Genomic DNA, 24192 nt, shown 5'->3' on the forward strand with positions numbered 1-24192 from the left:
GCGCCCGGCGCACGAGCAACTGCCCGCGCTTGACCGGTCTGTTCGGCCCATCGGCACGGGCTCGGCTTCTGTCCAATCGGGGTTCAGGCTCCCACTTGTCCATGACGCCGTCGCCCTCGGTCCAATCCCCAGCTCCTGCGCCAACCGCCAGGGCGGTGCGCCACTTCGGGCGTTTCCAGCTGCTTCGGCTGCTGGGCAAGAGTGCCCGGACCCTGGTCTGGCTGGCCGACGACCCCCGTGTCGGCCAGGAAGTGCTGCTGGCCATGCCGCGCTCCCGTCCGCCGGACGCCGATGCCGCCGACCGTTGGCGGCACACGGCCCGCAAGGCCTCGCGCATCGACCATCCGTCGCTGGCCCACGTGATCGAGGTCGGGGTCCACGACCAATGGCCGTACATCGCCTACGACCGGGGCCTGGCCACCGTGCTGTCCGAGACCCTGGGCTCGAATGGCCAACCGGCCCACGAGATGGCGCCGTGGGCGGCACAGGTGCTCGAGGGCCTGGCCTTCGCGCACGAGGCCGGCCTGGCGCACCATGACCTCCAGACCTGCATGGTGCTGATGCCCACGCACGGCCCTGCGCGCCTGCTGGGCCTGGGCGTGGCCCTCGAGCCGGCCGCCGATGCCGGGCCTGCGGCACAGGCGCAGCGCCGCGCCACCGAGCGCGACGTGCTGGCCTTCGGCCTCGTGATGCACCATGCGCTGGCCGGGCATCCCGCGCTCGATCAGCCCGACGTGTCGCAGGCCATCGATCGACTGCCGCCGGCTGGACGCGACATCGTGCGCCTGGGCTGGACGACCGCGCACCCGGTGCCGGACGCCATGCGCGCCATCGTCAACCGCGCCACCGACCGCCAGGAGCGGCGACGCTACCGCAACGCCCGGACGGTGCTGCGCGCGCTCGAGGGCTGGCTGCAGGCCGAGGGCGAGCAAGGTGGCGGGCCGATGGCCCTGCTGCTGGACCGCATGCGCAGCGTGGGGCTGCTGCCGGCTTCGCCCGGTGGCGCCGAGCGCGCCGCCCGCATGGTGCTGATGGAGCGTGAGCGCAACGCCGAACTGGCCGAGGTGGTGCTGCAGGACGTCGCGCTCAGCTTCGAGATGATGCGACTGGTCAACAGCGCTCAGGTTCGCGGCGTGATGGCCTCCGGCAGCGCGCCGATCCTGACGATCCGCCGAGCGATCGACATGCTGGGCCTCGATGGCGTGCGGCGTGCCGCGCTCAGCCTGCGCGCCTGGCCGGGTCCGCTGAACTCCGCCCAGGGGGTGGACCTTCAGCAGCACATCGACCGCGCCAAGCGGGCTGGGCGCATCGCCCAGTGGTTGCGGCCCGCGGGCTACGACGGCGAAGTGGTCTACCTGCTGGCCCTGATGCAGAACCTGGGTCGCCTGGTCGTGCGCTATCACTTTTCCGACGAAGCGATGCAGATCGAGCGATTGATGAAGCCGGCCCCGCCGACCGAGGAAGGCGAGGCCGAAGAACCGGGCATGACCGAGGAGGGCGCGTCGTTTGCCGTGCTGGGCATCGACATCGCATCGATCGGCCAGGCCATTGGCCGCCATTGGGGCCTGGACGAGGGGGTGCTGCGCATGATCCTGCGGGTGCCCCCCGAGGCGCCGGTGCATGCCTCGGCCACGGACGACGAACTGCTGCGCCTGTCGGCCAGTTGCGCCAACGAAGTGGTCGACGTCGCCGACCTGCCTGCGGGGCTGCAACCGGCGGCGCTGAACCGGGTGGCGCAGCGCTATGGTCGCGCGCTGCACATCGGACTGCGCGACGTGCAGATGGCCGCCCAGGGCATCTCGCCGGACGCCGCTGCGTCCCTGCGCCGATCGGGCGCCGCGGGGCAGGCATGAGGTCGCCGAGGACACACACGCCATGAGCATCGTGCTGGCTCCCCCGTCGCCCGGACTGCGGGTCGGTCGATTTCGCCTGAAGTCCGAACTGGGACGCGGGGCGCAAGCCACGGTGTGGCGGGCCCATGACGAGCAACTGGACCGCGAGGTCGCCATCAAGCTGCTCGATCCGGCGGCGGACAACCTGGCGCTCAGCCAGTGGATGCATGAGGCTCGCGCCGTGGGCCGGCTGGCGCACCCGAACATCGTGCCGCTGTTCGAGGCGGGCGAGATCGACGGCCGACCTTGCCTGGTGTTCGAACTGGTCAACGGGCGAACGCTGGCCGCGGTGCTGCGGCAGCAGGGTGCCATGCCGCCGCGCGACGCGGTGGCGACGATGGTCGACGTGCTGGACGCGCTTCGGGTGGCCCACGAGCACGGCATCGTGCACCGCGACCTCAAGCCGTCGAACATCCTGGTCGATGGTGAGGGCCGAGCCAGGGTGATGGACTTCGGCATCGCCGCGCGCCTGGCCGACGGCGCCGATGGCCGCATCGTCGGCACGCCGGGCTACATGTCGCCCGAGGCCGCGCGCGGCGAGGCGCCGTCACCCGGCATGGACGTGTTCTCCGCCGGCCTGGTGCTGGCCGAGATGATGAGCGGCCAGCGGCTGGTGCAAGAGAAGGATCCGTTCCGGGCCCTGCACCGCGCGGCGAACGAGGACCTTGCCGTGCCGGCGGAGCCGGCGCTGGACGATGCCCTGCGCAGCATCGTGCAGCGCGCCCTGGCCCGCGAACGGGCCTTGCGCCACGACAGCATCCAGGCCTTTCGCGACGCGCTGCAGGGTTGGCTCGGGCGGACCGACGCGTCGACCGCGGCGGCGGCGGCCAGCGGCAGCGGCACGCTCGACTTCCTGCTTCGGCGCATGCGCCACAAGACCGACTTCCCGGCCCTGTCGCAGTCGGTGGTGCGCATCCAGCGCATCGCGACCTCCGAGCACGAGAGCCTGGGTGCGCTGTCCTCCGAGATCCTGAAGGACGTGGCGCTGTCGAACAAGCTGCTGCGCCTGGTGAACACGGCGCACTTCCGCGGTGCCGGTGGTGGCAGCATCAGCACGGTGTCACGGGCCGTGGCCCTGGTGGGTTTCGCGGGCATCCGCAACATGGCGCTGTCGCTGATGCTCATCGAGCACATGAAGGACAAGGCGCATGCGCAGCGCCTGCGCGGGGAGTTCCTGCGCGCCCTCACCGCCGGCCAACTGGCCAGCGATCTGGCCGGTAACACCCGCGAAAGCGAGGAGGCCTTCCTCGGCGGCATGCTGTTCAACCTGGGCCGGCTGCTGACCGAGTACTACCTTCCCGAGGAGGCGATGGCCATCCGCGAGAGGCTGGCATCGCCCAGCGAAGCCAAGGTCGGTGGCGCCACCGGCGAATCGGTGTCGACCCAGGTGCTGGGCATCGGCTTCGAGGCGCTGGGCCTCGGCGTGGCCCGCAGTTGGGGCCTGCCCGACACCCTGCAGCGCTGCATGACGATCGGCCATGACGCGCCGCCGCAGCGGCCGGTGTCGACCGGCCTGGAGCGCCTGCGCTGGATCACCGCGGCCGCCAACGACGCCGCTGATGCACTGCTGAAGGACCCCGCGGCCGACCTGGCGCACTGCCTGCACACCGTGACCGAGCGCTACGGCAAGGCCTTGTCGCTGGGCCTGCCGGATTTCAAGCGTGCCGCCGAGGCCGCCAAGGCACACGTCGTGCAGATGTCACCGGCCCTTGGCCTGCCGCCGCCGGAACGATCTCCGGTCGACCGCTCAAGGGCCGGATCGGAAGCGCCCACCCGGGCCACGGCGGCGATGCTGGACAGCACCGAAGCGCTGGTGGCCGCCGCGGGCGACGACACGTCGTCCGCTGCCACGCTGATCCTGCCCGACCGCACCGCCGCCATCGACGTGGCGCAGGTGCTGGCCGCCGGCATCCAGGACATCACCGATTCATTGGCCGCCGATCGCTTCGACCTCAACAGCGTGTTGCGCATGGTGCTCGAGGCGATGTACCGCGGGCTTGCCCTGCAACGCGTCCTGCTGTGCCTGCGCGATGCCCGCAGCGGCGTGCTCGTCGGCCGCTTCGGCCTGGGCGAAGGGGCCGACGCGCTGAGCCCGGTGTTCCGTGTCGCCCTGCCGCAGGGCGGTGCAGCGCCACAAGACCTGCTGGCCGCGGTGTGCATGCGCAACGCCGACACCCTGATCGCGGACGCGTCGCTGCCCGCCGTGTCGAGCCGGCTGCCGGCCTGGTACCGGCAGCGCGTGCATGCACCAACGTTCGTGCTGTTACCGATGGCGCTGAAAGGGGCGCCACTCGGGCTGATCTATGGCGACAAGGCGGCGGCAGGGAGCCTGGTGCCCAACGAGCGGGAACTGTCCTTGCTGCGCACCTTGCGCAACCAGGCCGTGATGGCCTTCAGGCACGCCAGCTGAGGCACCCGCCCGTCGCGGGAGAAGCCGTGCAGGCCACGCTACAGGCTGCGCGGCCGGTTGCGATCCGCGGCCACGGCGTCCCGCAGATCGTCCGCCACGCGTCGGGCCACGCGCCATGCGGCTTCATGGGCCAGGCGCACGATGGCGTCGGGGCCGGCCTCGTACCCGAGCCAGCGCGGCTGCCAGACCTGTCGACCGTCGTCGTACTGCCGTGACCACACGGTCCGGCCTTCGGTGTCGAGCAGCCGGACATCGACCGACACCTGGACGTCGGTCTCGGTGTCCCCGACCAGGCCCAGCAGGGGCACCGGCAGCAACCACTTCAGGCGCACCCGGTCGACGCATTGCACCGTGTCGACCACCAGCGTGCCGACATGGCCGCCGTCGGCGGGAGGGACCCGGTCCACCGCCGACACGCCACCGGACAGCGCGTCCGCCAAGGTCAACTGCAGCGCCGCCTCGACGATGCGGCCGATGGGCAGTTCGAGGTCGCTGGGCCGTCCGCCCGTCCGCTCGCCGCGGTTCACCGTGGTGGCCACCTGGGGCGGCACGAGCAGGGCCATGCGGCCTTTCAGCGGCGCTGCCGACGTGACCGTGCCACGCGGAAAGAGTTCGGGCCTGAGCGTGCCCCGGAACATCACGCCACAGCCGCACAGCACCGCCGCAAACAGCGCCAGGACCAGGTGCCTGGTCCACCCCGAGGCCGCAAGCGCGGGGTCGCTCATGGCATGCCGCCCGGCTTCGTCAGGCGGCGCTCCAGGGCCTGGCCATGGCGCCACACCTTCAGCACCAGCGCAGAGCCGGGCGGCAGGACGAGCACCCGCTCGGCCAGGTCGGCGGCGTCGGCCAGATCGACGCCGTCGGCGGACAGCAGGATGTCGCCTGTTTGCAGGTCTGCGGCGGCCGCATGTCCGTCGGCCACGACCGCCAGCACCCGCACGCCGCGGCGGTCACCCAGCCCTGCGGCACGCGCCTCGTCCGGCGTCAGGCTTCGAACGTCCAGCCCGACGCGCGGGCCGGGTGGGGCCACCGCCGGGCCGGGCGGCCGACAGTCCAGGCCGACGCGGATGACCTCGGGATAGCGGATCGACTGCAGGTCGGCGGCCACCGAGTGGCCGGTGGCCGCCCCGACGGCCACGCCGCTGAGCACCACGATGACGCCCAGCGGCGGGATGAAGGACAGGGCGGTCGCCCCGACGGCCGCCCCGATCGCGGCGCCCCCGGCCACCCCGCCCGCCACGGCACCCGCGGCGCCCGGCGGCGCCACCGTGGCCGGGGCGCCGGTGCGGCCCGACGCGCCTGGCGCCGCCTGGCAAGTCACCTGCAACGGCGCATGGGAGGTGGTCAGGCTCACCGTGCCGGGTGTGCTGGGCAGGGTCCAATGGCCCACGTCGTTGCTCAGTTCGCAGCGCGCTGCATCGCATCCCGGGGTTTCGATACGCACCGTCTGCGTCATCGGTCGGCCCGGCGCGGCGCACCCCGCGAGCAGCAGGGACAGGACTGCTGTGCCTGCCAGCATCGGCGTCGAGAAGAGCCCGACCGAGGCGCGAAAGGGGTCCATGCGAGCCCACTCTAGGCCCGACGGCGGCCGTGCCGTTGCTGCAACTCAAGCGACGAGCGGCCGCACCACGCGGCGCGATCGGATCGGCGCAAGGGCGGGGTGTCTGGGGCCTGAGGCCGCCGATGTCACGCCCTGCAGTGGCTGGGTGTGGCCGGTGCCCGTCGCGGCGAGACTGTGGCCCTGGGGCGTCCCTTCGGTGAGAAGGGTGACGAGCCTTGCCCTCGGCACTGGTTGCAACGGTTAGGGCTGCTTGGTTCCCCACCTGACCCGGTTGGCCGCGCTTCCATGCGAGGAGGCCCGTCGGGCGCGATTGTAGGCGAGTGCGCCCGGTTCAGCCCGAGGCGCGCAACTGCAGCGCGTCGTCGCCGTACTCGATGCCCAGCGGTTCGATGATCAGCCGCTTCGGCCCGGCTTCCACCGTGCCCGCGACCAATGCGTCGATGCCCAGGCCGCGGGCGATGGCCACGGCCTGGTCGGCCTGGGCCGCTGGCATGAACAGCGCGAAGCCAGCACCCATGTTGAGCGTGCCGTAGGCCTCGAAATCGTCCTGCTGCGCCTGCTGCTGGATGAAGCGCAGCACCGGCGGCACGGCCGGCACCTGGCGGATGCGGTAGGTGAAGGCGGCCGGGTGGCGCAGCAGCTTGCGCCAGCCATGGCCGGTGATGTTGGCCGCATAGTGCACGCCGATGCCGGCCTTCCACAGGGCCTCGGTCACCGGCGAATACAGCGTGGTCGGCGCCAGCAGCGCCTCGCCGTAGCCCAGCCCGGGCGCCACCTCGGTGAGCCACCCGGCGGGCAGGCGCTCGACCAGCTTGCGCGCCAGGCTCAGGCCGTTGGCGTGGATGCCGCTGGAGGCCAGCAGCACGATCGCATCGCCGGCGCCCAGCCGGTCGCCCAGCGACAGCCGCTCCTTCGGGCTGACCAGCCCGGTGCACGACGCGGCCAGGTCGATGCGGCCGGCCTCGACGATGCCCGCCAGCGCCGGCGTCTCGCCGCCCCCCCAGGCCACCCCGCACACCTCGCAGGCCTTGCGCCAGCCGGCGACCAGCGCCTGGGCGCGTGCGGCGTCGCCGAACCAGTCGGAGCCACCGGCGGCCCAGTAGGCCTGCACCACCAGCGGCGTGGCGCCCACGGTGATGAGGTCGTTGACCGCCATCGCGATGGTGTCCTGCGCGATGCCGTCATACCAGCTGCGCCCGGTGAGCCGCGCCATCTCGTCGGCCACCAGGGCCTTGGAGCCCAGGCATTCGACGATCGAGGCCAGGTAAAAGGGGCCGAGATCGACCACGTAGGCCGACTCGCCGCGCGAAGCCTGCACCTCGTCGAAGCCATGGGCCTGCAGTTGCACCGCCGTGGCGGCCGCGGCGCGCTGGGCGCTGACCTTCAGCGGGTCGATCAGGTCGTAGTTGACACCGGCGTGTTCGTAACTCAGCGTGCCGTGCGCGGCGGTCGGGGAGGCGGGCTTCATCGGCCGGATTATCGGCGACGCGGCCGTCGGCGCAGGCGGCGCCGGGCGGGCCGCGGCCACGGGGCAGGCCCCTAGAATGACCGCATGAGCGACCTCGTCCTGGCCCGCAAGTACCGGCCCCTCACCTTCGACCAGATGGTCGGGCAGGGGCATGTGGTGCAGGCGCTGGGCAACGCGCTCACCAGCGGTCGCCTGCACCATGCCTACCTTTTCACCGGCACGCGGGGCATCGGCAAGACCACGGTCAGCCGCATCCTGGCCAAGAGCCTCAACTGCACGGGGCTGGATGGGCAAGGGGGCGTCACCGCGCACCCCTGCGGCCGTTGCCAGGCCTGCACCGAGATCGACGCCGACCGCTACATCGACTACATCGAGATGGATGCCGCCAGCAACGGCGGCAAGGACGAGATCCGCGATCTGATCGAGCGGGCGGCCTACAAGCCCAGCGTCGGCCGCTACAAGGTGTTCATGATCGACGAGGCACACCAGTTGTCGAAGGACGCGTTCAACGCGCTCCTGAAGACCCTGGAAGAGCCGCCCGAGTACCTGAAGTTCGTGCTGGCCACCACCGACCCCGAGAAGGTGCTGCCCACGGTGCTGAGCCGCTGCCTGCAGTTCAACCTGCGACCGATGGCGCCCGAGGTGGTGCATGCCCACCTGCTGGCGGTGCTCGAGGCCGAGGGCGTGCCGGCCGATGCCGGCTCGCTGCGGCTGCTGTCGCGGGCGGCGCGCGGCTCGATGCGCGACGCGCTGTCGCTCACCGACCAGGCCATTGCGTTCGGCGCCGGCCGGCTCGAGGAAGCCGGCGTGCGCACCATGCTCGGCACGGTCGACCGCTCGCATGCCACGCGGCTGGTGCAGGCGCTGGCCGCGCGCGATGGCGCGGCCGTGCTGGCCACGGTGGACGCGCTGCGCGGCCTGGGCCTGTCGGCCGCCGGCACGATCGAAGAACTGGCCATGCTGCTGCAGCAGATGGCCATCGAGCAGGCGGTGCCCGGTGCACTGGACGACACCGATCCCGACACCGCCGCCGCGCGCCAACTGGCCGGCGAGATGCCGCCCGACGAGACCCAACTGCTTTACAGCATCGTGCTGCAGGGTCGGCCCGAGCTGAGCCTGCTGTCCGACGAGTACGCCGCGCTGACGATGGTGCTGCTGCGCCTGTTCGCCTTCCCGCCGCAGGGCCCGGCGCCGATGGCCGCCGCGCGCCATGCGCCGCTGCAGGCGGCACCGCGTGAGGCCCGCACCAGCGCCCCGGCCCGGCCGGTGGTGGCGCCGCCGCCCAGGGCCCTGCCAGCGGCCAAGCCGTCGGCGCTGCCCGTGTCGCTGCCGAAGACGGCGGGCGCGACCTCGGGCACGCCGGCCATGCCCCCCCTGGCCGCAGCGCCGCCGAGCGTGGTCGACGCGGCGAAGCCCAACGCCCAGCCCGCAGCGCCCGCGGCGGCGGTGCGCCGTTCCGACGAACCGCCGCCCTGGATGGACGACACGCCGCCGGAGGAAGGCTATGGTGAGCCGGTGTCTGCCGAGCGGCCCGCATCGCCGGCCCCGATGCCGGAGCCGCAGGCCGAGCCGCCTGCTGCCGAGACATTGCAGCGCGGCGAGCCATCGAGGCCGGCGCCATCGTCCGTGCAACGCACCGAGGCCGGCGACCGCTGGTCCGAGCTCGTCCGCCCGGTGATCGCCCGGGGAGGCATCGGGGCGCTGGTGCGCGAACTGGCCTTGCAGGCTGAACTGGTGTCGGTCGACAGCGTCGACGGCGCCGAGGTCTGGCGCCTGCGGGTCGAGCGCGAACCGCTGCGCGCCGAACCCTTGCGCGACAAATTGCAGGCGGCACTGCAGGCCGAGACCGGACGGCCGATGCGGCTGGTCGTCGAGTCCGGTGCCGCCCAGGATTCGCTGTCCCGCCGCGATGCCGAGGCCCGCGAGGCGGCCCAGCGAGACGCCGAGCAACTGATCCGCGGCGACCCCGCCGTGCAAACGCTGATGGCCCAGTTCTCCACCGCCCGCATCGTGCCGGGCTCGATCAAGCCGATCACCGAACCAAGGAACGACACGCCATGATGAAGAACCAACTCGCCGGCCTGATGAAGCAGGCCCAGGCGATGCAGGACAACCTGAAGAAGGCCCAGGACGAACTGGCCACGATCGAGGTCGAAGGCCAGAGCGGCGCCGGCCTGGTCAAGGTGCAGATGACCTGCAAGCACGACGTGAAGCGCGTCACCATCGACCCCAGCCTGCTGGCCGAGGACAAGGACATGCTGGAGGATCTGGTGGCCGCTGCCTTCAACGACGCCGTGCGCCGCGCCGAGGCCACCTCGCAGGAGAAGATGGGCAAGCTCACCGCCGGCATGCCGCAGATCCCCGGCATGAAGTTCCCGTTCTGACGGGGGCTGGCAGCCCATTGGCTGGCCTGCGCCTGCGAGCAGCGAGCGCACCGTGACCGAACACAGCCTGGAAGGCCTGATCGAGGCGCTGCGCCGACTGCCCGGCGTGGGCGTGAAGTCGGCCCAGCGCATGGCCTATCACCTGCTGCAGCACGACCGCGACGGCGCGCAACGGCTGGCCGGTGCGCTGCTCGATGCGGTGCAGAGCATCCACCACTGCACCCGCTGCCACACCTTCAGCGAGGCCGAGGTCTGCGGCATCTGCCGCGACACCTCGCGCGATGCGCACCAGTTGCTGGTCGTCGAGACGCCGGCCGACCTGGCCGCGATGGAGCGCAGCGGCAGCTACCGCGGGCTGTACTTCGTGCTGATGGGGCGCCTGAGCCCGCTCGATGGCATCGGGCTGGCCGACATCGGTGTGCACCCGCTGCTCGAGCGGGCGGCTGACGGGGTGGTCGACGAGGTGATCCTGGCCACCAATTTCACCGCCGAGGGCGAGGCGACGGCGCATGTGCTGGCCCAGGCCTTGAAGGCGCGCGGCCTGAAGGTCACGCGACTGGCGCGCGGCGTGCCCGCCGGCAGCGAACTCGAGTACGTGGACCTGTCCACCCTGGCCCACGCGTTGAGCGACCGGCGATGACGAGCGAACTGAGCGCACTGCTCAAGCTGGGCGCGTCGATGCCCGGCGAGCCCGAGGTCGATCGCCCCCGCCCTGAACGTCTGATCGACGGCAACCCTCGCCGCGAGACCTGGAACGTCGTCGATGCGCCGCTGGCGCCGGGCAGCCGCCTGTATTGCGGCGTCTGGCGCTGTGAACCCGGACACTGGCGCATCGCCTTCGGCCCGCATGAGCACGAGTTGTTCACCGTGCTCGCCGGCCGATGCCGGGTGCATGGAGCGGATGGCTCGGTGTGCGAGGTGGGCCCGGGCGAGGCGCTGGCCCTCGCGCCGGGCTTTCAGGGCTCGTTCGAGGTGATCGAGCCGCTGACCAAGAGCTACGCGATCGTGGACGTGGCCTGAACCAGGCCGGCTGCCGCGATCAGCGCGCGCGGCGCGCCGGCGGGCCCGGCCGCACCACCCGCTTGCCGCCTGTGGATGCCACGGTGCGCACGTTGGACCGCACCGCCTTGCGCGCCATCACGCTGCGCTTGGCTGGCACCATCACGACCACCGCCTGGCCGGCCTTGAAGTGGCCGTTGGCAGCTACACCGTTCCACTGGGCCACCTGGGCGGCGCTGACCTTGTACTGCCGTGCGACAGCGGCCACCGTGGTGCCGCGCTTGCCGGCCTTGAAGCTGACCTTGCGCAGCGGCGGCAGGTCGGGGGCCAGCGCCAGCATGGCGTTGTCGGCCACGTGGGTGGCGACGTCCTGGCTGCGTTGACCGTTGCGCGGCACGAGCAGGGTGGATCCGGCCTTGACCAGCATGCGCGGGGGGATGCGGTTCACTTCGCGCAGGGCGGCCTCGCTCATGCCCACCTGGCGCGCGGCTTCGGCCGGGCGCACGGTCTTGGGTGCCACCCAGGCGGTCCAGCTGGCCAGCGGGCCCTTGTGGCGGTTCACCGCCCGCACGAAGGCGTTGGCGGCGTCGTAGGGCAGCAGCACCTGCGGCGTGCCGGCGGCCAGGATCACCGGCTTGTTCATCTGCGGGTTGAGCTGCTTGAACTCGTCGAGCGGCAGTCCGGCCAGGCGGGCGGCCAGGTCGACATCGATGTCGCGGTCGATTGGCACGGCCAGGAAGTAGGGGTGGTTCTGCAACGGCGGCAGCGTCAGGCCGAAGGCCTCCGGCCGGGCCACGATGTTCTTGATGGCCTGCAGCTTGGGCACGTAGTTGCGGGTCTCGTCGGGCATGCGCAACCGGTCGTAGGTGCCGGGCTGGCCAGCCCGCTGGTTGTTGGCAATGGCCCGCTTCACGCTGCCCTGGCCCCAGTTGTAGGCGGCCAGCGCCAGGTGCCAGTCGTCGAACATGTCGTGCAGGGTCTTCAGGTAGTCGAGCGCGGCACGGGTGGACGCGAGCACGTCGCGGCGGTCGTCGCGGAAGATGTTCTGCTTGAGGTCGTAGTCGCGCCCCGTGCCGGGGACGAACTGCCACATGCCGGAGGCCTTGGCGGTGGACATGGCCTGCGGGTTGAAGGCACTCTCGATGAAGGGCAGCAGTGCCAGGTCGGTCGGCATGCCGCGGCGCTCGAGGTCGTCGACGATGTGGAAAAGGTAGCGGCCACCGCGTTCGAGCATGCGCTGCATGTACTCGGGCTTGGCGCTGTAGTACTGCTCCCACTTGCGCACCAGATCGCTGTCGAGGTCGGGCATGGCAAAGCCCTGGCGGGCGCGGCGCCACAGGTCGGTGTGGGCGGTGGCATCGTCCAGGTCGATGCGCACCTCGGGCCGCAGCGGGTCGACGGGTGCCGCCAGCGGGGTGGTTTCGGCAGGCTGCGCCACGGGCTGGGCCGGGGGCGGCGCTGCCACCACCGCTACCGGCGGCTCCACCGGGGCGGGGGCCTGCACCGGCTCTGGAGCCACCGCTACCGCCGGGGGCGGCACGGGCACCGGTGCCGTGGCGCAGGCGGCGAGGGTGAGGGCGGCACAGGCCGGCAGCAGACGCAGCAGGTTCATCATCGGTAGGTGTTCTTCCATTCGCGCAGGGCGCCCAGCACGGCGGGGCCGCTGTCGTCGGCCGCACCGCGTTGGCGGGCAGCGGCCTGCACCGCCGGAATGGCGCAGCGCAGGAAGGGATTGATCTCGAGCTCGCGGCCGATGGTGGACGGCAGCGTCGACCGGCCATCGGCACGCAGCGAACGGCAGACCTGAATGTGGTCGGCGATGGCCGCATTGTCGGGCTCGACGGCGGCCGCGAAGCGCAGGTTGGATTCGGTGTACTCGTGGGCGCAGCACACCTGCGTGTCGGGCGGCAGTGCTGCCAGGCTCGACAGAGAGGCGTGCATCTGCGCTGCCGTGCCTTCGAACAGGCGGCCGCAGCCGGCCGAGAACAGCGTGTCGCCGCAGAAGAGGATGGGGGCCTGGCCCTGGGGGGGGCGATGGACGAAGGCGATGTGCCCGGCGGTGTGGCCCGGCACGTCGATCACGTCGAAGGCGAGCCCGGCCACCTGCACCGTGTCGCCATGGTGCAGTGCCCGAAAGGGCGTCGGAATGTCCTCGCGCACCGGCCCGAAGACCTCACCGTGCAAGCTGGACCTGAGCGCATCGACACCACCGACATGGTCCGGGTGGTGGTGCGTCACTAGAATGCCGGCGAGTTCGAGACCTCTGGACTCGAGCGCGGCCTGCACAGGCTGCGCGTCGCCCGGATCGACAACGATGGCCCGATGGCCATCGTGGAGCATCCAGATGTAGTTGTCGGTGAATGCGGGCAGGGCAATCAGGTTCATGACGCGCGATGCATCGATTATAGAGTTGGGGCACTGGCTGAAGAGCCCGCCCGGCCACTACCTGGTGAGCTGGGAGCAGCTTCAGTTCGACCGTGCGGTGGCCGATCTGTTCGGCTTCCATGCCCTGCAGCTTGGGCTGCCGCAGATCGACGGACTGCGCGCCAACCGCATGCCGCACCGCTGGGTGGCCAGCGACACCATGATGCTGCCCGAGTCGATGGACCTGCCACCGGTGGACGACACGCTGGCCACGCTGGCGCCGCACGAGTCGCTGGCGCTGCATTGCGATTTCGATGCGCTGCCGTTTCCTGCGCAGAGCCTGGATCTGGTGGTGCTGCCCCATGCGCTGGAACTGGCGCGCGATCCGCACGAAACCCTGCGCGAGGTCGAGCGCGTGCTGGTGCCCGAAGGCCGGGTCGTCATCGCGGGCTTCAACCCGGCCAGCCTGTGGGGATTGCGCCAGAACATCGGCCACCTTCGCCAGCGCACCGGCCTGGGTGGGCGCATGTTCATGCCCGGCGATGGTGAGTTCATCGGCTACTGGCGGCTGCGCGACTGGTTGCGCCTGCTCAGCTTCGAGGTCGAGGTCGGACGGTTCGGCTGCTGGCGGCCACCGTTCGGCAGCCAGCGCTGGCTCGAGCGCATGGGCTGGCTCGAGCGTGCCGGCGACCGCTGGTGGCCCGTGTTGGGCGCCATGTACTTCGTCGTCGCCGTCAAGCGCGTGCGTGGCATGCGCCTGGTGGGCATCGCGCGGCGGCGCAGTGTCGGGGCCAAGGCCACCGCTCCTGCGGTGGCGGCGCATTCCAATGCAACAACGGAGGGTCGATGACCGACCGCGTGGTGATCTACACCGATGGCGCCTGCAAGGGCAACCCGGGGCCCGGGGGCTGGGGCGCGTGGCTGCGCTGGGGCGAGCACGAGAAGGAACTGTTCGGCGGCGACCCGGCCACCACCAACAACCGGATGGAGTTGACCGCGGTGATCGAGGCCCTGGCCTCGCTGAAGCGGCATTCGCCGGTGGCCGTGTACACCGACAGCGAGTACGTGAAGAACGGCATCACGACCTGGATCCACGGCTGGAAGACCCGCGGCTGGCGCACGGCGAACAAGCAGCCGGTCAAGAACATCGACCTGTGGCAGCGGCTCGATGCCCTGGTGGCGTCGCACGAAGTGCAGTGGCACTGGGTGCGCGGCCACACGGGTGACCCGGGCAATGAGCGCGCCGACCAGCTGGCCAATCGCGGTGTCGAGGCCGCCCGGCTGGCCCGTTGAACGCCCCCGTCGACCTGGGTAGCCCACCCGAGGGCGGATCTTGACGGATATCGTTACAGTGGACGACCGGATTCGAACCAGAACATGAAGACCTCGCACACCGCCGCCCTTGCCGTCCTGTTGGCTGCTGCGTTGGGTGGGGCCTGGTGGCTTCAGAACCGAACGAATGCGGCCACGGTGCTGGCGGGTGCGGCGCCGGCGGCCTCGGGCGCCACGGCGGGCGGTCCAGGGGCATCGGCCAGTGGCGGGGCTCGAGGAGGGCCGACCGGGCCGGGCGCACCCGCGGGCCCCATCGCCGTCGAGGTGGGCCGGGTCGAGGTGATGCGCCTGGAGGACGATGCCGCGGCCGTGGGGTCGCTGCGGGCCAACCAAGGGGTGATGCTGCGGCCCGAAGTGAGCGGTCGGATCTCGGCGCTCGAGTTCTCCGACGGCCAGCGCGTGCGCCGCGGCCAGGTGCTGGTGCGCCTGGACGATACGTTGCAGCAAGCCCAGCTGAAGCAGGCCGAGGCCCAGGCCAGCATCGCCCGAACCAACCTGCAGCGCAGCCGCGAACTGGTCGCGCAGAACTTCGTCAGCCAAAGCGCGGTGGACCAGAACGCCGCAGCCATGGACGTGGCCATGGCGCAGGTGGCCCTGGCCCAGGCGCAGTTGGCGCGCATGCGCATCCTGGCGCCGTTCGACGGCCTGACCGGCATTCGCAACGTCAGCCTCGGCGACTACGTCAAGGACGGCGCCGACCTGGTCGCCGTCGAGGACACGTCGTCGGTCTGGGTGGATTTCCGCCTGCCGGAGCGTTACCTCTCGCGGGTGCGACAAGGACAGCCCGTCCAGCTGTCGCTCGATTCCATGCCCGGCCGGCGCTTCGAGGCCCGCATCGGCGCGCTCGATGCCCAGCTGGATGCCAATGGGCGATCGGTGCTGGTGCGCGCCCGCATGGCCAACACCGACGGCACCCTGAGGGGCGGCATGTTCGCCCGCGCCCGCGTCGTCTTCGCCGTGCGCGAGCAGGCACTGGTGGTGCCCGAAGAGGCGCTGGTGCCGCTGGGCGACAAGCAGTTCGTCATCAAGGTGGTCGACACCCCCGAGGGCGGCAAGGCCGCCAAGCGCATCGAGGCGCGCATCGGCCATCGACTGCCTGGCAAGGTGGAACTGCTCGACGGCGTGGCCGCAGGTGACCTGGTGGTGATCGCCGGACAGGCGCGCCTGATGCGCGGCGAGGGGCAGGCCCTGCGCATCGTCGACATCGACAAGCCTGCCGGCACGCGTCCGCCGGGTGCCGGCGCCTCGGGCGCGGCGTCCGGCCCCGGCAACGGGCCGGGTGCGCGCCGCGCGGCGACCGCGGTCTGAGCCACGGAACGGGGCCCGACATGAAAGTCTCCGACCTGTCGATCCGGCGCCCGGTGTTCGCCACCGTGATGTCGCTGCTCATCGTGCTGGTGGGGCTGGTGTCGTACACCAAGCTGTCCGTGCGCGAATATCCTCGCATCGACGAGCCGGTGGTCACCGTGAGCACGCGGCTCATCGGCGCATCGTCGGAAGTCATCGAGTCGCAGGTGACCAAACCGCTCGAGGATTCGATCGCGGGCATCGACGGCGTCGACATCCTGACCTCGATCTCGCGCTCCGAGCAGAGCCAGATCACGGTGCGGTTCAAGCTCACCAAGGAACCTGATTCCGCGGCGGCCGACGTGCGCGACCGCGTGTCGCGCGTGCGCGGTCGCCTGCCGGACGCCGCCGACGAGCCGGTGATCGCCAAGGTGGAAGCCGATGCCACGCCGGTGATCTGGCTGGCCTTCGTCACCGACACGATGAGCCCACTCGATGTCACCGACATCATCAACCGGGTCGTCAAGCCCAGGCTGCAGACCATCCCCGGCGTGGCCGACGTGCAGATCGGTGGCGACCGCAAGTTCTCGATGCGCATCTGGCTCGACCCCGATCGCCTCGCCGCGCACCGGCTGACGGTGCAGGACGTCGAAGATGCATTGCGGCGCCAGAACCTCGAGGTGCCTGCCGGCCGCATCGAGAGCACGCAGCGCGAGTTCAGCGTCACCTCTCGCACCGAACTGGCCACGCCGGCGCAGTTCGCCGACGTGGCCTTGAAGCAGGTCAATGGCTACACCGTGCGGCTGCGCGACGTGGGGCGCGTCGAGCAGGCGGCGGCGAGCGAACGCTCGCGGGTCCGCCTGAACGGCCAGCCGTCCATCTCCACCGGCATCGTGCGCAACGCCACGGCCAATCCGCTGGAGGTGGCGGCCGGGGTGCGCGCGGCCCTGCCGCTGATCCAGCGCGACCTGCCGCCTGGCCTGAAGGTGATCCAGGCCAACGACAACTCGGTGTTCATCGAGCGGTCCATCCAGTCGGTGTTCCAGACCGTGGCCGAGGCCACGGGCCTCGTGGCCCTGGTGGTGTTCGTCTTCCTGCGCACGATGCGGGCGTCGATCATCCCGCTGGTCACCATCCCGGTCAGCCTGATCGGCAGTTTTGCGCTGATGGCGGCGGCGGGGTTCACGGTCAACACGCTGACGCTGCTGGCGCTGGTGCTGGCGATCGGCCTGGTGGTGGACGATGCGATCGTGGTGCTGGAGAACATCTTCCGCCACATCGAGGAGGGTCTCGAGCCCTTCCAGGCCGCGCTGCGCGGCGCGCGCGAGATCGGCTTTGCCGTGGTGGCCATGACGCTGACGCTGGCCGCGGTGTTCGCCCCGCTGGCCTTCACGCCGGGGCGCACGGGCCGGCTGTTCGTCGAGTTCGCGCTGACGCTGGCCGGGGCCGTGCTGGTGTCGGGCTTCATCGCGCTGACGCTGACCCCGATGCTGTGCAGCAAGTTGCTGCGGCACAACCCCACGCCAACGCGCTTCGACCGTGGCATGGAGCGGGTGCTGGTCGGGCTGTCGCGCCAGTACGAGGTGGCGCTGAAGTGGGTGCTTGGCCAGCGCTGGATCGTGCTGGTGGTGATGCTGGCCAGCGGCGGCGGCAGCTGGTGGCTGTTCTCGACCGCCAAGAGCGAACTGGCCCCGATGGAGGACCGCGGCGTGATCTTCATGCCGATCAATGCGCCCGACGGCTCGACGCTGGAGTACACCTCGCGCTACCTCGACGCCATCGAGCGGATGACGTCGAACATCCCCGAGATCGATCGCCGCTTCGTGTTTGCGGGCAACCCGTCGGTGGCCCAGGGCACGGCCATCTTCCGCACGGTGGATTGGGGCGAGCGCAAGCGAAGCACCCTGGAGATCGCGCGGTCGCTGCAACCACAAGTGAGCAGCCTGCCGGGCGTGACCGCGTTCGCGATCACCCCACCCAGCCTGGGGCAGGGCTTCCGCGAGCGGCCGATCAACTTCGTCATCGTCACCAGCGACAGCTACGACAACCTGTCCCGCGTCTCGCAGCAGATGGTGGCCGAGATGAACAAGAACCCGGGCTTCCAGCAGCCCGACACCGACCTGCGGCTGAACAAGCCCGAGGTGTTCATGGAGGTCGACCGCGATCGCGCGGCCGACATGGGCGTGGCGGTCGATCAGGTGGCACGCACTGTCGAGACCATGCTCGGAGGCCGCAACGTCACCCGCTACAAGCGCGATGCCGACCAGTACGACGTGATCGTGCAGACCACCGCGCAGGGCCGCACGACGCCCGAGGACATCGAGAAGATCTTCGTGCGCGGCCGCAACGACACCATGGTGCCGCTGTCGTCGCTGGTCAAGCTGCGCGAGGCGGTGAGCCCGCGCGAACTGAATCACTTCAACCAGCGGCGCTCGGTGAGCATCACCGCCAATCTGGCGCCGGGCTATTCGCTGGGCGAGGCGCTGCAGTTCATGGACGAGACGGCGCGCAAGGTGCTGCAGCCCGGCTATGCCACCGAGTTGAACGGCGTGTCGCGCGAGTTCCGCGCGTCGAGCGGCGCCCTGGGGCTGGTGTTCGTGCTGGCGCTGGCCTTCATCTTCCTGGTGCTGGCGGCCCAGTTCGAGAGCTTCGTCGACCCCTTCGTCATCATGCTGTCGGTGCCCTTGTCGATGGTGGGTGCGCTGGCGGCGTTGAAATGGTCGGGCGGCACGCTCAACGTGTATTCGCAGATCGGGCTCATCACGCTGGTGGGTCTGATCACCAAGCACGGCATCCTGATCGTGGAATTCAGCAACCAGCTGCGCCAGCAGGGGCGCGACGTGCGCACGGCCGTGGTCGAGGCGGCCAGCCTGCGGCTGCGGCCCATCCTGATGACCACCGGCGCCATGGTCTTGGGGGCCTTGCCGCTGGCGTTGGCCACCGGCGCCGGCGCCGAAAGCCGGCGGCAGATCGGCTGGGTCATCGTGGGCGGCATGTCGCTGGGCACCTTGCTGACGATCTTCGTCGTACCCACCGTCTACACGCTGCTGGCCCGCAGGCGCGTGCCGGGTGCGATCACCACGCCGGAAGTGGCAGAGCCTGTGCTCGACGGCGCGGAGTGAGCGCGTGGGGTGCTGTCGTCGGCCTGCCGATGTGCAGTGCGCCCATCAGTCCGGTGCGCGGCAACTGGGCGCCACCGCTGTCAGGCGATCAGACTTGTCCGTACAGCAGCTTGCGCTGGGCCGTGTAGGCCCACCATGGCGCGGGCGCTGCGCCGCGCATGAAGTCAGTGGCGGCCATGAAGGTGTCCAGCACGCACGGATCCTGCCGCTTGCCGGTGTGCGCGCACAGCGACTGGTACAGCACGAAGGCATCGCGGTGCGCCAGTTCACGCGGATGCGCAATGCCCAGCGCACGCAGATCGGCGGCCATGGCCGGGCCGATGTTGGGCAACTGCTCGAGCCGCTGGCATTCGTGGGCCGAGGCGGCCTTGGGTGCCTTGACGACCATGGCGCGGCTCACATCATCATGTTGTTGCGGATGAGACCGACGGCGATGCCTTCGAGCTCGAAGTCGACATCGCCGAAGGGCACGATGATGGGCTGGAAATCGGGGTTCTCTGGCAGCAGCTCGATGCTGGTGCGGGTGCGCCGCAGGCGCTTGACGGTGACGTCGTCGCCCAGGCGCGCCACGACGATCTGGCCGTTCTTGGCGTCGCGCGCCTTTTGCACCGCGAGCAGGTCGCCGTCAAGGATGCCGGCGTCGCGCATGCTCATGCCGCGCACCTTCAGCAGGTAGTCGGGGCGGCGCGGGAACATGCTGGCCTCGACCAGGTAGGTTTGATCGATGTGTTCCTGCGCCAGGATCGGGCTGCCCGCAGCCACCCGACCGACGAGCGGCAGGGTGAGCTGGGCGAGGCTGGGCAAGGGCAGCGAGTACTGCTTGCCGCGGGCTTCGTTCAGGGCGCGCAAGGTGTCCGACCGCAGGCGAATGCCGCGCGAGGTGCCCCCCACCAGTTCGATGACGCCCTTGCGGGCCAGCGCCTGCAGGTGCTCTTCGGCGGCATTGGCCGACTTGAAGCCCAGCTCGGCGGCGATCTCGGCCCGGGTGGGCGGGGCCCCGGTGCGTTCGATCGCGCTTTGCACCAGATCGAGAATCTGCTGCTGGCGGGCGGTGAGCTTGGGGCCTTCTTCCATGGGGCGAGACTCCTGCGAGTGGCACTGCCGCGGTGTGCCGCAGCGGCCGATGGGTGTCGTGGACCGGCAAAGCCGTGCCATGACTGACGTTTTATCCAGTGACTGTATTTTTATCCAGAAGAGGTCGGAATGCCAAGCACCATCGTGATCCTGGGCACGGGAGGCACCATTGCCGGCACCGCCAGCGACCCGTCCGACAACGTCGGCTACACCGCCGCGCAGCGGTCGGTGGGCGATCTGCTGGCGGCCGTGCCCATGCTGGCCGGGCGACCGATCGAGGCCGAACAGGTGGCCCAACTCGACAGCAAGGACATGGACCACGCCACCTGGCAGCGCCTGGCGCAGCGGACGGCCCATCACCTGTCGCGCGCGGACGTGGCCGGCGTCGTGGTCACCCATGGCACCGACACGCTGGAAGAGACGGCATGGCTGCTGCACCGGGTGCTGGCGCCGTCGAAGCCGGTGGTGCTGACCGCGGCGATGCGGCCGGCCACGGCCCTGTCTGCGGACGGGCCGCAAAACCTGCTGGACGCGGTGACGGTGGCGCAGATGCGTGGCGCGCGGGGCGTGGTGACGGTGGTGGCCGGCAACGTGCATGGGCCGGCCGACGTGCGCAAGGTGCACCCCTACCGCACCGATGCCTTCTCGTCCGGCGACGCCGGGCCGCTGGCCCGGGTCGAGGAGGGCCACCTGCGGCAGCACCGAGACTGGCCTGACGGCCCCGCGATGGGACTCGGCCGACTCGCCGTCGACCCGGCGGAGTGGCCCTGGGTCGAGGTGGTCACCAGCCACGCCGGTGCGCGCGGGGGCGGCATCGATGCATTGGTGGCGGCCGGGGTGCGTGGCCTGGTGGTGGCCTGCACCGGCAACGGCACGGTCCACCATGCGGTGGACGCGGCGCTGCAACGTGCCACCCATGCCGGGGTGCTGGTGTGGCGTTGCACGCGCTGTGCGGGCGGGGTGCTGGTCGGTGACCCCGCGCTGTTGTCCCCCGCGGCGGCGATGTCGCCCTGGCAGGCCCGCGTCGAGATGATGCTGGGCCTGATGGGCGAGCCGCCCGCGGGCGGCTGATCAGACGACCGTGAGCGTCACGTCGATGTTGCCTCGGGTGGCGTTCGAATAAGGGCACACCTGGTGGGCGGCCGCCACCAGCGCTTCGGCCTGGGCGCGGTCCATGCCGGGCACGGTGATGCGCATGGCCACCTGCAGGCCGAAGCCTGCCGGGATGGGGCCGATGCCGACGTCGGAGGTGATGGACACGTCGTCCGGCACCTTCAGCTTCATGCGCGCCGCCACGGCCTTCATCGCGCCGATGAAACACGCTGAGTAGCCGGCCGCGAACATCTGCTCGGGGTTGGTGCCCGGCCCGCCCGCGCCGCCCAGTTCCTTGGGCGTGGACAGCGCCACCTTCAGCACGCCGTCGGACGATTCGGCCGAGCCGGTGCGACCCCCGGTGGCGGTGGCGGTGGCGGTGTAGAGAACCTTGTCGAGGGCCATGGTGTTTCCTTTCGAGGACGTTGGACGAGGTGCGCGGGGCTACGGGCCCGTGCGCGTGGAGGAATCGGCGAGCCGGTCGCGCAGCTGGCGCAGCTGGGCGGACAGGCGTGCGAGTTCGGTCAGGTCGCAGGCGGTGGCGCAGGCCATCGCCTGGGGCACCTTGACCGCTCGCGATTTGAGCTTCCGGCCGTCCGGCGTGAGCTGCAGCAGCACCCGGCGCTCGTCGGTGGCGTCGCGCAGGCGCCGCACCAGGCCGAGGGCTTCCAGGCGCTTGAGCAACGGGGTGAGCGTGCCGGAATCGAGCGTGAGCCGATCGCCGAGTTGCGAGACGGTGAGGCCGTCGCCCTCCCACAGCACCAGCATCGCCAGGTACTGAGGGTAGGTCAGCCCCAGCGGCTCGAGCAGCGGCTTGTAGGCCTTGGTCATGGCCAGCGACGCCGAGTACAGCGCGAAGCACAGCTGATGATCGAGCGCGAGCCAATCATCGGGGCTGGCGGGCCTGGCGTTCGCGGTACGTCGGGTTGGCATGATCAGAAATATAGCGAGCAATTGAATTGCACACAATTTAAATGGTCATTGCCAGCACTGTCGGCGGGCAGGGTCGTTGCCCTCGGCGATCTATGCTGACGCGTTGGGGCGGACGGGTCCGGCGCGCCGACAATGGCAAGCGCCGAGGCAAAGGCGCCTGCCACAAACCGGGCAGGACAGAGGAGGATTCGACGCGGCCGGCGAGATCAGCCGGCCGAGCTCAGCGCCTCGATCTCGGCCTGCAGCTCGAGCCAGCGTTCCTCCAGCATCGCCACCTCGGCGGCGATGTGGTTGAGGCGACGGCCGACTTCGCCGATCTCGGCGCCGGCCAACTTGCCCGACGCGAGCTGGCCTTCGAGCTGGCCGCGTTCGCCGCCGAGCTTCTCGAGCCGGGTGTCGATTTGCTGGATCTCCTGCCGCAGCGGGCGTGTGCGATTGGCCAGATCAGAGCGCGCCTGCGCAGAGGCCTTGCGGTCGTCACGCTTCTGCCCAGAGGCGACCGGTGCGGTTGCATTGGCCCGCTGCGCGGCCGGGGCCGCGACTGCGGGGCTGGCCGGCGTGGCCGGTTGGGCCAGCACGGGCCCCGGCGGGGGCGGGGGCACGGCACCGCGGGCCACCGCGCGCGAGACGTCGAGCAGCCACTTCTGGTAGTCGTCCAGGTCACCATCGAAGGGCTGCACGCCGCCCGAGGTGACCAGCCAGAACTCGTCGCACACCTCGCGCAGCAGCGCCCGGTCGTGGCTGACCAGCATCACCGTGCCCTCGAATTCGTTCAGCGCGATCGACAAGGCCTCGCGGGTGTTGAGGTCGAGGTGGTTGGTCGGCTCGTCGAGCAGCAGCAGGTTGGGGCGCTGCCAGACGATGGTGGCCATCACCAGACGGGCACGCTCGCCGCCGGACAGGGTGCCGACCTTCTGGTGCACCATGTCGCCGACGAAGCGGAAGCTGCCCAGGAAGTCGCGCAAGGCCTGTTCGCGCGAGTCCTTCGCGTCGGCGTTGCCCACCTCGCGCGCCAGCCGCACCATGCGCTGCAGCGGCGTGTCGTCCTCGCTGAGCAGGTCCAGTTCCTGCTGGGCGAAGTAGCCGATCGACAGGCCCTTGCCCTCGGTGAGATCGCCGGCGATCGGCTGCAGCGCATGGGCGATGGTCTTCACCAGCGTCGACTTGCCCTGGCCGTTGGCGCCCAGGATGCCGATGCGCTGCCCGGCCAGCACGGTGCGGTTGATGTTGCGCACGATGACGGTCGGCGCGGCCCCGCTGTCGGGCGGCGGCGGGTAGCCGCAGACCAGGTCGCTCAGGCTCAGCATCGGGTTGGGCAGGTTCTGCGGCTCGCGGAACTCGAAATCGAAGTCGCCGGCGATCATCACCGGCGCCAGCTTCTCCATGCGCGCCAGCGCCTTCACGCGGCTTTGCGCCTGCTTGGCCTTGCTGGCCTTGGCCTTGAAGCGGTCGATGAAGCGCTGCAGGTGGGCGATCTTGCCCTGCTGGCGCGAGAACGCAGCGGCCTGCTGGCTCATGCGCTCGGCACGCATCTCCTCGAAGGTGGTGTAGTTGCCGCCATAACGCGTCAGGCCAGCGTCTTCGAGGTGCAGCGTGACGGTGGTGATGGCGTCGAGGAACTCGCGGTCGTGGCTGATCACGATGATCAGCCCGTTGCAGCGCTTGAGCCATCCCTCGAGCCAGACCAGCGCATCCAGGTCCAGGTGGTTGGTGGGCTCGTCGAGCAGCAACAGGTCGGCCGGGCACATCAGTGCGCGGGCCAGTTGCAGGCGCATGCGCCAGCCACCCGAGAAACTGTTCACCGGCGCATCGAGCTGCGCACTGCGGAAGCCCAGGCCCAGCAGCAGCGACTGCGCGCGCGAGCGCGAATCGAACACGCCGGCCTGCTCGAGGTGCATGTGCGCGTCGGCGATGGCATGGCCGTCGCCGGATTCCTCGGCGGCGACCAGCGCCGCCTGGGCCTCGGCCAACGGGATGTCGCCATCCAGCACGAAATCGGTGGCCGGCTGATCGGTCTCGGGCATCGACTGCGCCACCTCGCCCAGGCGCCAGCGCGGCGGCATCTCGACATCGCCGGCATCGGGTTGCAGCCGGCGCGCCAGCAGCGAGAACAGCGACGACTTGCCGGCGCCATTGCGGCCGACCAGGCCGACCTTCTCGCCGGGGTTCAGCGTGACGCTGGCATCTTTCAGCACCACCTTGACGCCGCGGCGCAGGGTGAGGTTCTTCAACTGGATCATGGCTCTCGGGGGCGGCTGGTTCGGGGAAGGCGGG

At 70.7% G+C, this 24192-nt stretch carries 21 protein-coding genes and 1 other RNA gene; 11 read left to right on the forward strand and 11 right to left on the reverse strand.

The features are described 5' to 3' along the window. Positions 1–155: 155 nt before the first annotated feature. Entirely contained in the window at positions 156–1853 is a 1698-nt protein-coding gene (locus EOINJALH_RS06100) for an HDOD domain-containing protein (RefSeq protein ID WP_234413684.1), read from the forward strand. A 22-nt stretch (positions 1854–1875) separates the two neighbouring features. Continuing rightward, on the forward strand, positions 1876–4302 hold the full coding sequence (locus tag EOINJALH_RS06105; RefSeq protein WP_088279433.1) for a serine/threonine protein kinase: 2427 nt from the start codon (positions 1876–1878) through the stop codon (positions 4300–4302). Between the two features lie 38 nt (positions 4303–4340). Here the strand turns inward: EOINJALH_RS06105 and EOINJALH_RS06110 are convergent, their stop codons facing one another. From EOINJALH_RS06110 to EOINJALH_RS06125, 4 genes are all read right to left on the reverse strand, one after another. After that, on the reverse strand, positions 4341–5027 hold the full coding sequence (locus tag EOINJALH_RS06110) for a hypothetical protein (RefSeq protein ID WP_088279434.1): 687 nt from the start codon (positions 5025–5027) through the stop codon (positions 4341–4343). Beyond that, positions 5024–5692 carry a PDZ domain-containing protein gene (locus EOINJALH_RS06115; protein WP_144289887.1) on the reverse strand — a complete coding sequence of 223 codons (669 nt, stop codon included), beginning with the start codon at positions 5690–5692 and terminating at the stop codon, positions 5024–5026. The genes EOINJALH_RS06110 and EOINJALH_RS06115 overlap by 4 nt, the downstream gene beginning before the upstream one ends. 375 nt (positions 5693–6067) lie before the next feature. Beyond that, positions 6068–6165, reverse strand: an RNA gene (ffs, locus tag EOINJALH_RS06120) — signal recognition particle sRNA small type. 29 nt (positions 6166–6194) lie between these two features. Next, entirely contained in the window at positions 6195–7331 is a 1137-nt protein-coding gene (locus tag EOINJALH_RS06125; RefSeq protein ID WP_088279436.1) for an AIR synthase-related protein, read from the reverse strand. 84 nt (positions 7332–7415) lie between these two features. Here EOINJALH_RS06125 and dnaX point away from each other — a divergent pair, with 84 nt between their 5' ends. From dnaX to EOINJALH_RS06145, 4 genes are read left to right on the forward strand one after another with little or no spacing between them, the layout of a single operon-like run. Next, complete coding sequence (dnaX, locus tag EOINJALH_RS06130; RefSeq protein WP_088279437.1) at positions 7416–9392, forward strand: DNA polymerase III subunit gamma/tau; 1977 nt, start codon at positions 7416–7418, stop codon at positions 9390–9392. Continuing rightward, the gene (locus tag EOINJALH_RS06135; protein WP_088279438.1) at positions 9389–9715 is read left to right on the forward strand and encodes a YbaB/EbfC family nucleoid-associated protein; all 327 of its coding nucleotides are present in this window, start codon (positions 9389–9391) and stop codon (positions 9713–9715) included. The genes dnaX and EOINJALH_RS06135 overlap by 4 nt, the downstream gene beginning before the upstream one ends. Before the next feature lie 52 nt (positions 9716–9767). Then, positions 9768–10355: a recombination mediator RecR gene (gene recR / locus EOINJALH_RS06140; RefSeq protein WP_088279439.1), complete on the forward strand. Its 588-nt coding sequence runs from the start codon at positions 9768–9770 to the stop codon at positions 10353–10355. Beyond that, positions 10352–10735, forward strand: a complete 384-nt coding sequence (locus EOINJALH_RS06145; RefSeq protein WP_088279440.1) for a cupin domain-containing protein — start codon at positions 10352–10354, stop codon at positions 10733–10735. The genes recR and EOINJALH_RS06145 overlap by 4 nt, the downstream gene beginning before the upstream one ends. A gap of 19 nt (positions 10736–10754) precedes the next feature. Here EOINJALH_RS06145 and EOINJALH_RS06150 read toward each other — a convergent pair whose 3' ends face one another. Both EOINJALH_RS06150 and gloB read right to left on the reverse strand, forming a co-directional pair. Beyond that, positions 10755–12326 carry a transglycosylase SLT domain-containing protein gene (locus EOINJALH_RS06150; protein WP_234413685.1) on the reverse strand — a complete coding sequence of 524 codons (1572 nt, stop codon included), beginning with the start codon at positions 12324–12326 and terminating at the stop codon, positions 10755–10757. Then, entirely contained in the window at positions 12326–13099 is a 774-nt protein-coding gene (gloB, locus tag EOINJALH_RS06155) for a hydroxyacylglutathione hydrolase (RefSeq protein WP_088279442.1), read from the reverse strand. Before gloB ends, EOINJALH_RS06150 begins: the two co-directional genes overlap by 1 nt. Between gloB and EOINJALH_RS06160 the strand changes: the two genes are divergently transcribed. The 4 genes from EOINJALH_RS06160 to EOINJALH_RS06175 all read left to right on the forward strand — a co-directional run bounded on the left by EOINJALH_RS06160 (position 13098) and on the right by EOINJALH_RS06175 (position 18819). Continuing rightward, positions 13098–13928, forward strand: coding sequence for a class I SAM-dependent methyltransferase (locus EOINJALH_RS06160; RefSeq protein WP_088279443.1), 831 nt, complete (start codon positions 13098–13100; stop codon positions 13926–13928). The genes gloB and EOINJALH_RS06160 overlap by 2 nt on opposite strands. Beyond that, on the forward strand, positions 13925–14371 hold the full coding sequence (gene rnhA / locus EOINJALH_RS06165) for a ribonuclease HI (RefSeq protein ID WP_088279444.1): 447 nt from the start codon (positions 13925–13927) through the stop codon (positions 14369–14371). Before EOINJALH_RS06160 ends, rnhA begins: the two co-directional genes overlap by 4 nt. A gap of 84 nt (positions 14372–14455) precedes the next feature. Further along, positions 14456–15718: an efflux RND transporter periplasmic adaptor subunit gene (locus tag EOINJALH_RS06170; RefSeq protein ID WP_088279445.1), complete on the forward strand. Its 1263-nt coding sequence runs from the start codon at positions 14456–14458 to the stop codon at positions 15716–15718. Positions 15719–15738: 20 nt separating this feature from the next. Continuing rightward, positions 15739–18819, forward strand: coding sequence for an efflux RND transporter permease subunit (locus EOINJALH_RS06175; RefSeq protein WP_088279446.1), 3081 nt, complete (start codon positions 15739–15741; stop codon positions 18817–18819). Positions 18820–18907: 88 nt separating this feature from the next. Here EOINJALH_RS06175 and EOINJALH_RS06180 read toward each other — a convergent pair whose 3' ends face one another. Further along, positions 18908–19207, reverse strand: a complete 300-nt coding sequence (locus tag EOINJALH_RS06180; protein WP_088279452.1) for a helix-hairpin-helix domain-containing protein — start codon at positions 19205–19207, stop codon at positions 18908–18910. Between the two features lie 8 nt (positions 19208–19215). Continuing rightward, a complete protein-coding gene (gene lexA / locus EOINJALH_RS06185) occupies positions 19216–19893 on the reverse strand; it encodes a transcriptional repressor LexA (RefSeq protein ID WP_088279447.1) in 678 nt (225 codons plus the stop codon). Between the two features lie 129 nt (positions 19894–20022). Here lexA and EOINJALH_RS06190 point away from each other — a divergent pair, with 129 nt between their 5' ends. Further along, positions 20023–20964, forward strand: a complete 942-nt coding sequence (locus tag EOINJALH_RS06190) for an asparaginase (protein ID WP_088279448.1) — start codon at positions 20023–20025, stop codon at positions 20962–20964. Here the strand turns inward: EOINJALH_RS06190 and EOINJALH_RS06195 are convergent, their stop codons facing one another. From EOINJALH_RS06195 to EOINJALH_RS06205, 3 genes are all read right to left on the reverse strand, one after another. Then, positions 20965–21390, reverse strand: a complete 426-nt coding sequence (locus EOINJALH_RS06195) for an organic hydroperoxide resistance protein (RefSeq protein ID WP_088279449.1) — start codon at positions 21388–21390, stop codon at positions 20965–20967. A gap of 39 nt (positions 21391–21429) precedes the next feature. Beyond that, the gene (locus EOINJALH_RS06200; protein WP_088279450.1) at positions 21430–21918 is read right to left on the reverse strand and encodes a MarR family winged helix-turn-helix transcriptional regulator; all 489 of its coding nucleotides are present in this window, start codon (positions 21916–21918) and stop codon (positions 21430–21432) included. A 206-nt stretch (positions 21919–22124) separates the two neighbouring features. Beyond that, the gene (locus tag EOINJALH_RS06205; RefSeq protein ID WP_088279451.1) at positions 22125–24158 is read right to left on the reverse strand and encodes an ABC-F family ATP-binding cassette domain-containing protein; all 2034 of its coding nucleotides are present in this window, start codon (positions 24156–24158) and stop codon (positions 22125–22127) included. Between the last annotated feature and the right edge of the window lie 34 nt (positions 24159–24192).

The sequence above is a fragment of the Ideonella sp. A 288 genome, from assembly GCF_002198735.1.
Taxonomy (GTDB): Bacteria; Pseudomonadota; Gammaproteobacteria; order Burkholderiales; family Burkholderiaceae_C; genus Pseudaquabacterium.

Excerpts from the sequence above, each read along its gene's own strand:
- EOINJALH_RS06105 (WP_088279433.1), top strand. The coding sequence starts at position 1,876 with ATGAGCATCGTGCTGGCTCCCCCGTCGCCCGGACTGCGGGTCGGTCGA.
- EOINJALH_RS06110 (WP_088279434.1), bottom strand. The coding sequence starts at position 5,027 with ATGAGCGACCCCGCGCTTGCGGCCTCGGGGTGGACCAGGCACCTGGTC.
- EOINJALH_RS06125 (WP_088279436.1), bottom strand. The coding sequence starts at position 7,331 with ATGAAGCCCGCCTCCCCGACCGCCGCGCACGGCACGCTGAGTTACGAA.
- dnaX (WP_088279437.1), top strand. The coding sequence starts at position 7,416 with ATGAGCGACCTCGTCCTGGCCCGCAAGTACCGGCCCCTCACCTTCGAC.
- EOINJALH_RS06135 (WP_088279438.1), top strand. The coding sequence starts at position 9,389 with ATGATGAAGAACCAACTCGCCGGCCTGATGAAGCAGGCCCAGGCGATG.
- EOINJALH_RS06145 (WP_088279440.1), top strand. The coding sequence starts at position 10,352 with ATGACGAGCGAACTGAGCGCACTGCTCAAGCTGGGCGCGTCGATGCCC.
- EOINJALH_RS06150 (WP_234413685.1), bottom strand. The coding sequence starts at position 12,326 with ATGAACCTGCTGCGTCTGCTGCCGGCCTGTGCCGCCCTCACCCTCGCC.
- EOINJALH_RS06160 (WP_088279443.1), top strand. The coding sequence starts at position 13,098 with ATGACGCGCGATGCATCGATTATAGAGTTGGGGCACTGGCTGAAGAGC.
- gloB (WP_088279442.1), bottom strand. The coding sequence starts at position 13,099 with ATGAACCTGATTGCCCTGCCCGCATTCACCGACAACTACATCTGGATG.
- rnhA (WP_088279444.1), top strand. The coding sequence starts at position 13,925 with ATGACCGACCGCGTGGTGATCTACACCGATGGCGCCTGCAAGGGCAAC.
- EOINJALH_RS06170 (WP_088279445.1), top strand. The coding sequence starts at position 14,456 with ATGAAGACCTCGCACACCGCCGCCCTTGCCGTCCTGTTGGCTGCTGCG.
- EOINJALH_RS06175 (WP_088279446.1), top strand. The coding sequence starts at position 15,739 with ATGAAAGTCTCCGACCTGTCGATCCGGCGCCCGGTGTTCGCCACCGTG.
- EOINJALH_RS06180 (WP_088279452.1), bottom strand. The coding sequence starts at position 19,207 with ATGGTCGTCAAGGCACCCAAGGCCGCCTCGGCCCACGAATGCCAGCGG.
- lexA (WP_088279447.1), bottom strand. The coding sequence starts at position 19,893 with ATGGAAGAAGGCCCCAAGCTCACCGCCCGCCAGCAGCAGATTCTCGAT.
- EOINJALH_RS06190 (WP_088279448.1), top strand. The coding sequence starts at position 20,023 with ATGCCAAGCACCATCGTGATCCTGGGCACGGGAGGCACCATTGCCGGC.
- EOINJALH_RS06195 (WP_088279449.1), bottom strand. The coding sequence starts at position 21,390 with ATGGCCCTCGACAAGGTTCTCTACACCGCCACCGCCACCGCCACCGGG.
- EOINJALH_RS06200 (WP_088279450.1), bottom strand. The coding sequence starts at position 21,918 with ATGCCAACCCGACGTACCGCGAACGCCAGGCCCGCCAGCCCCGATGAT.
- EOINJALH_RS06205 (WP_088279451.1), bottom strand. The coding sequence starts at position 24,158 with ATGATCCAGTTGAAGAACCTCACCCTGCGCCGCGGCGTCAAGGTGGTG.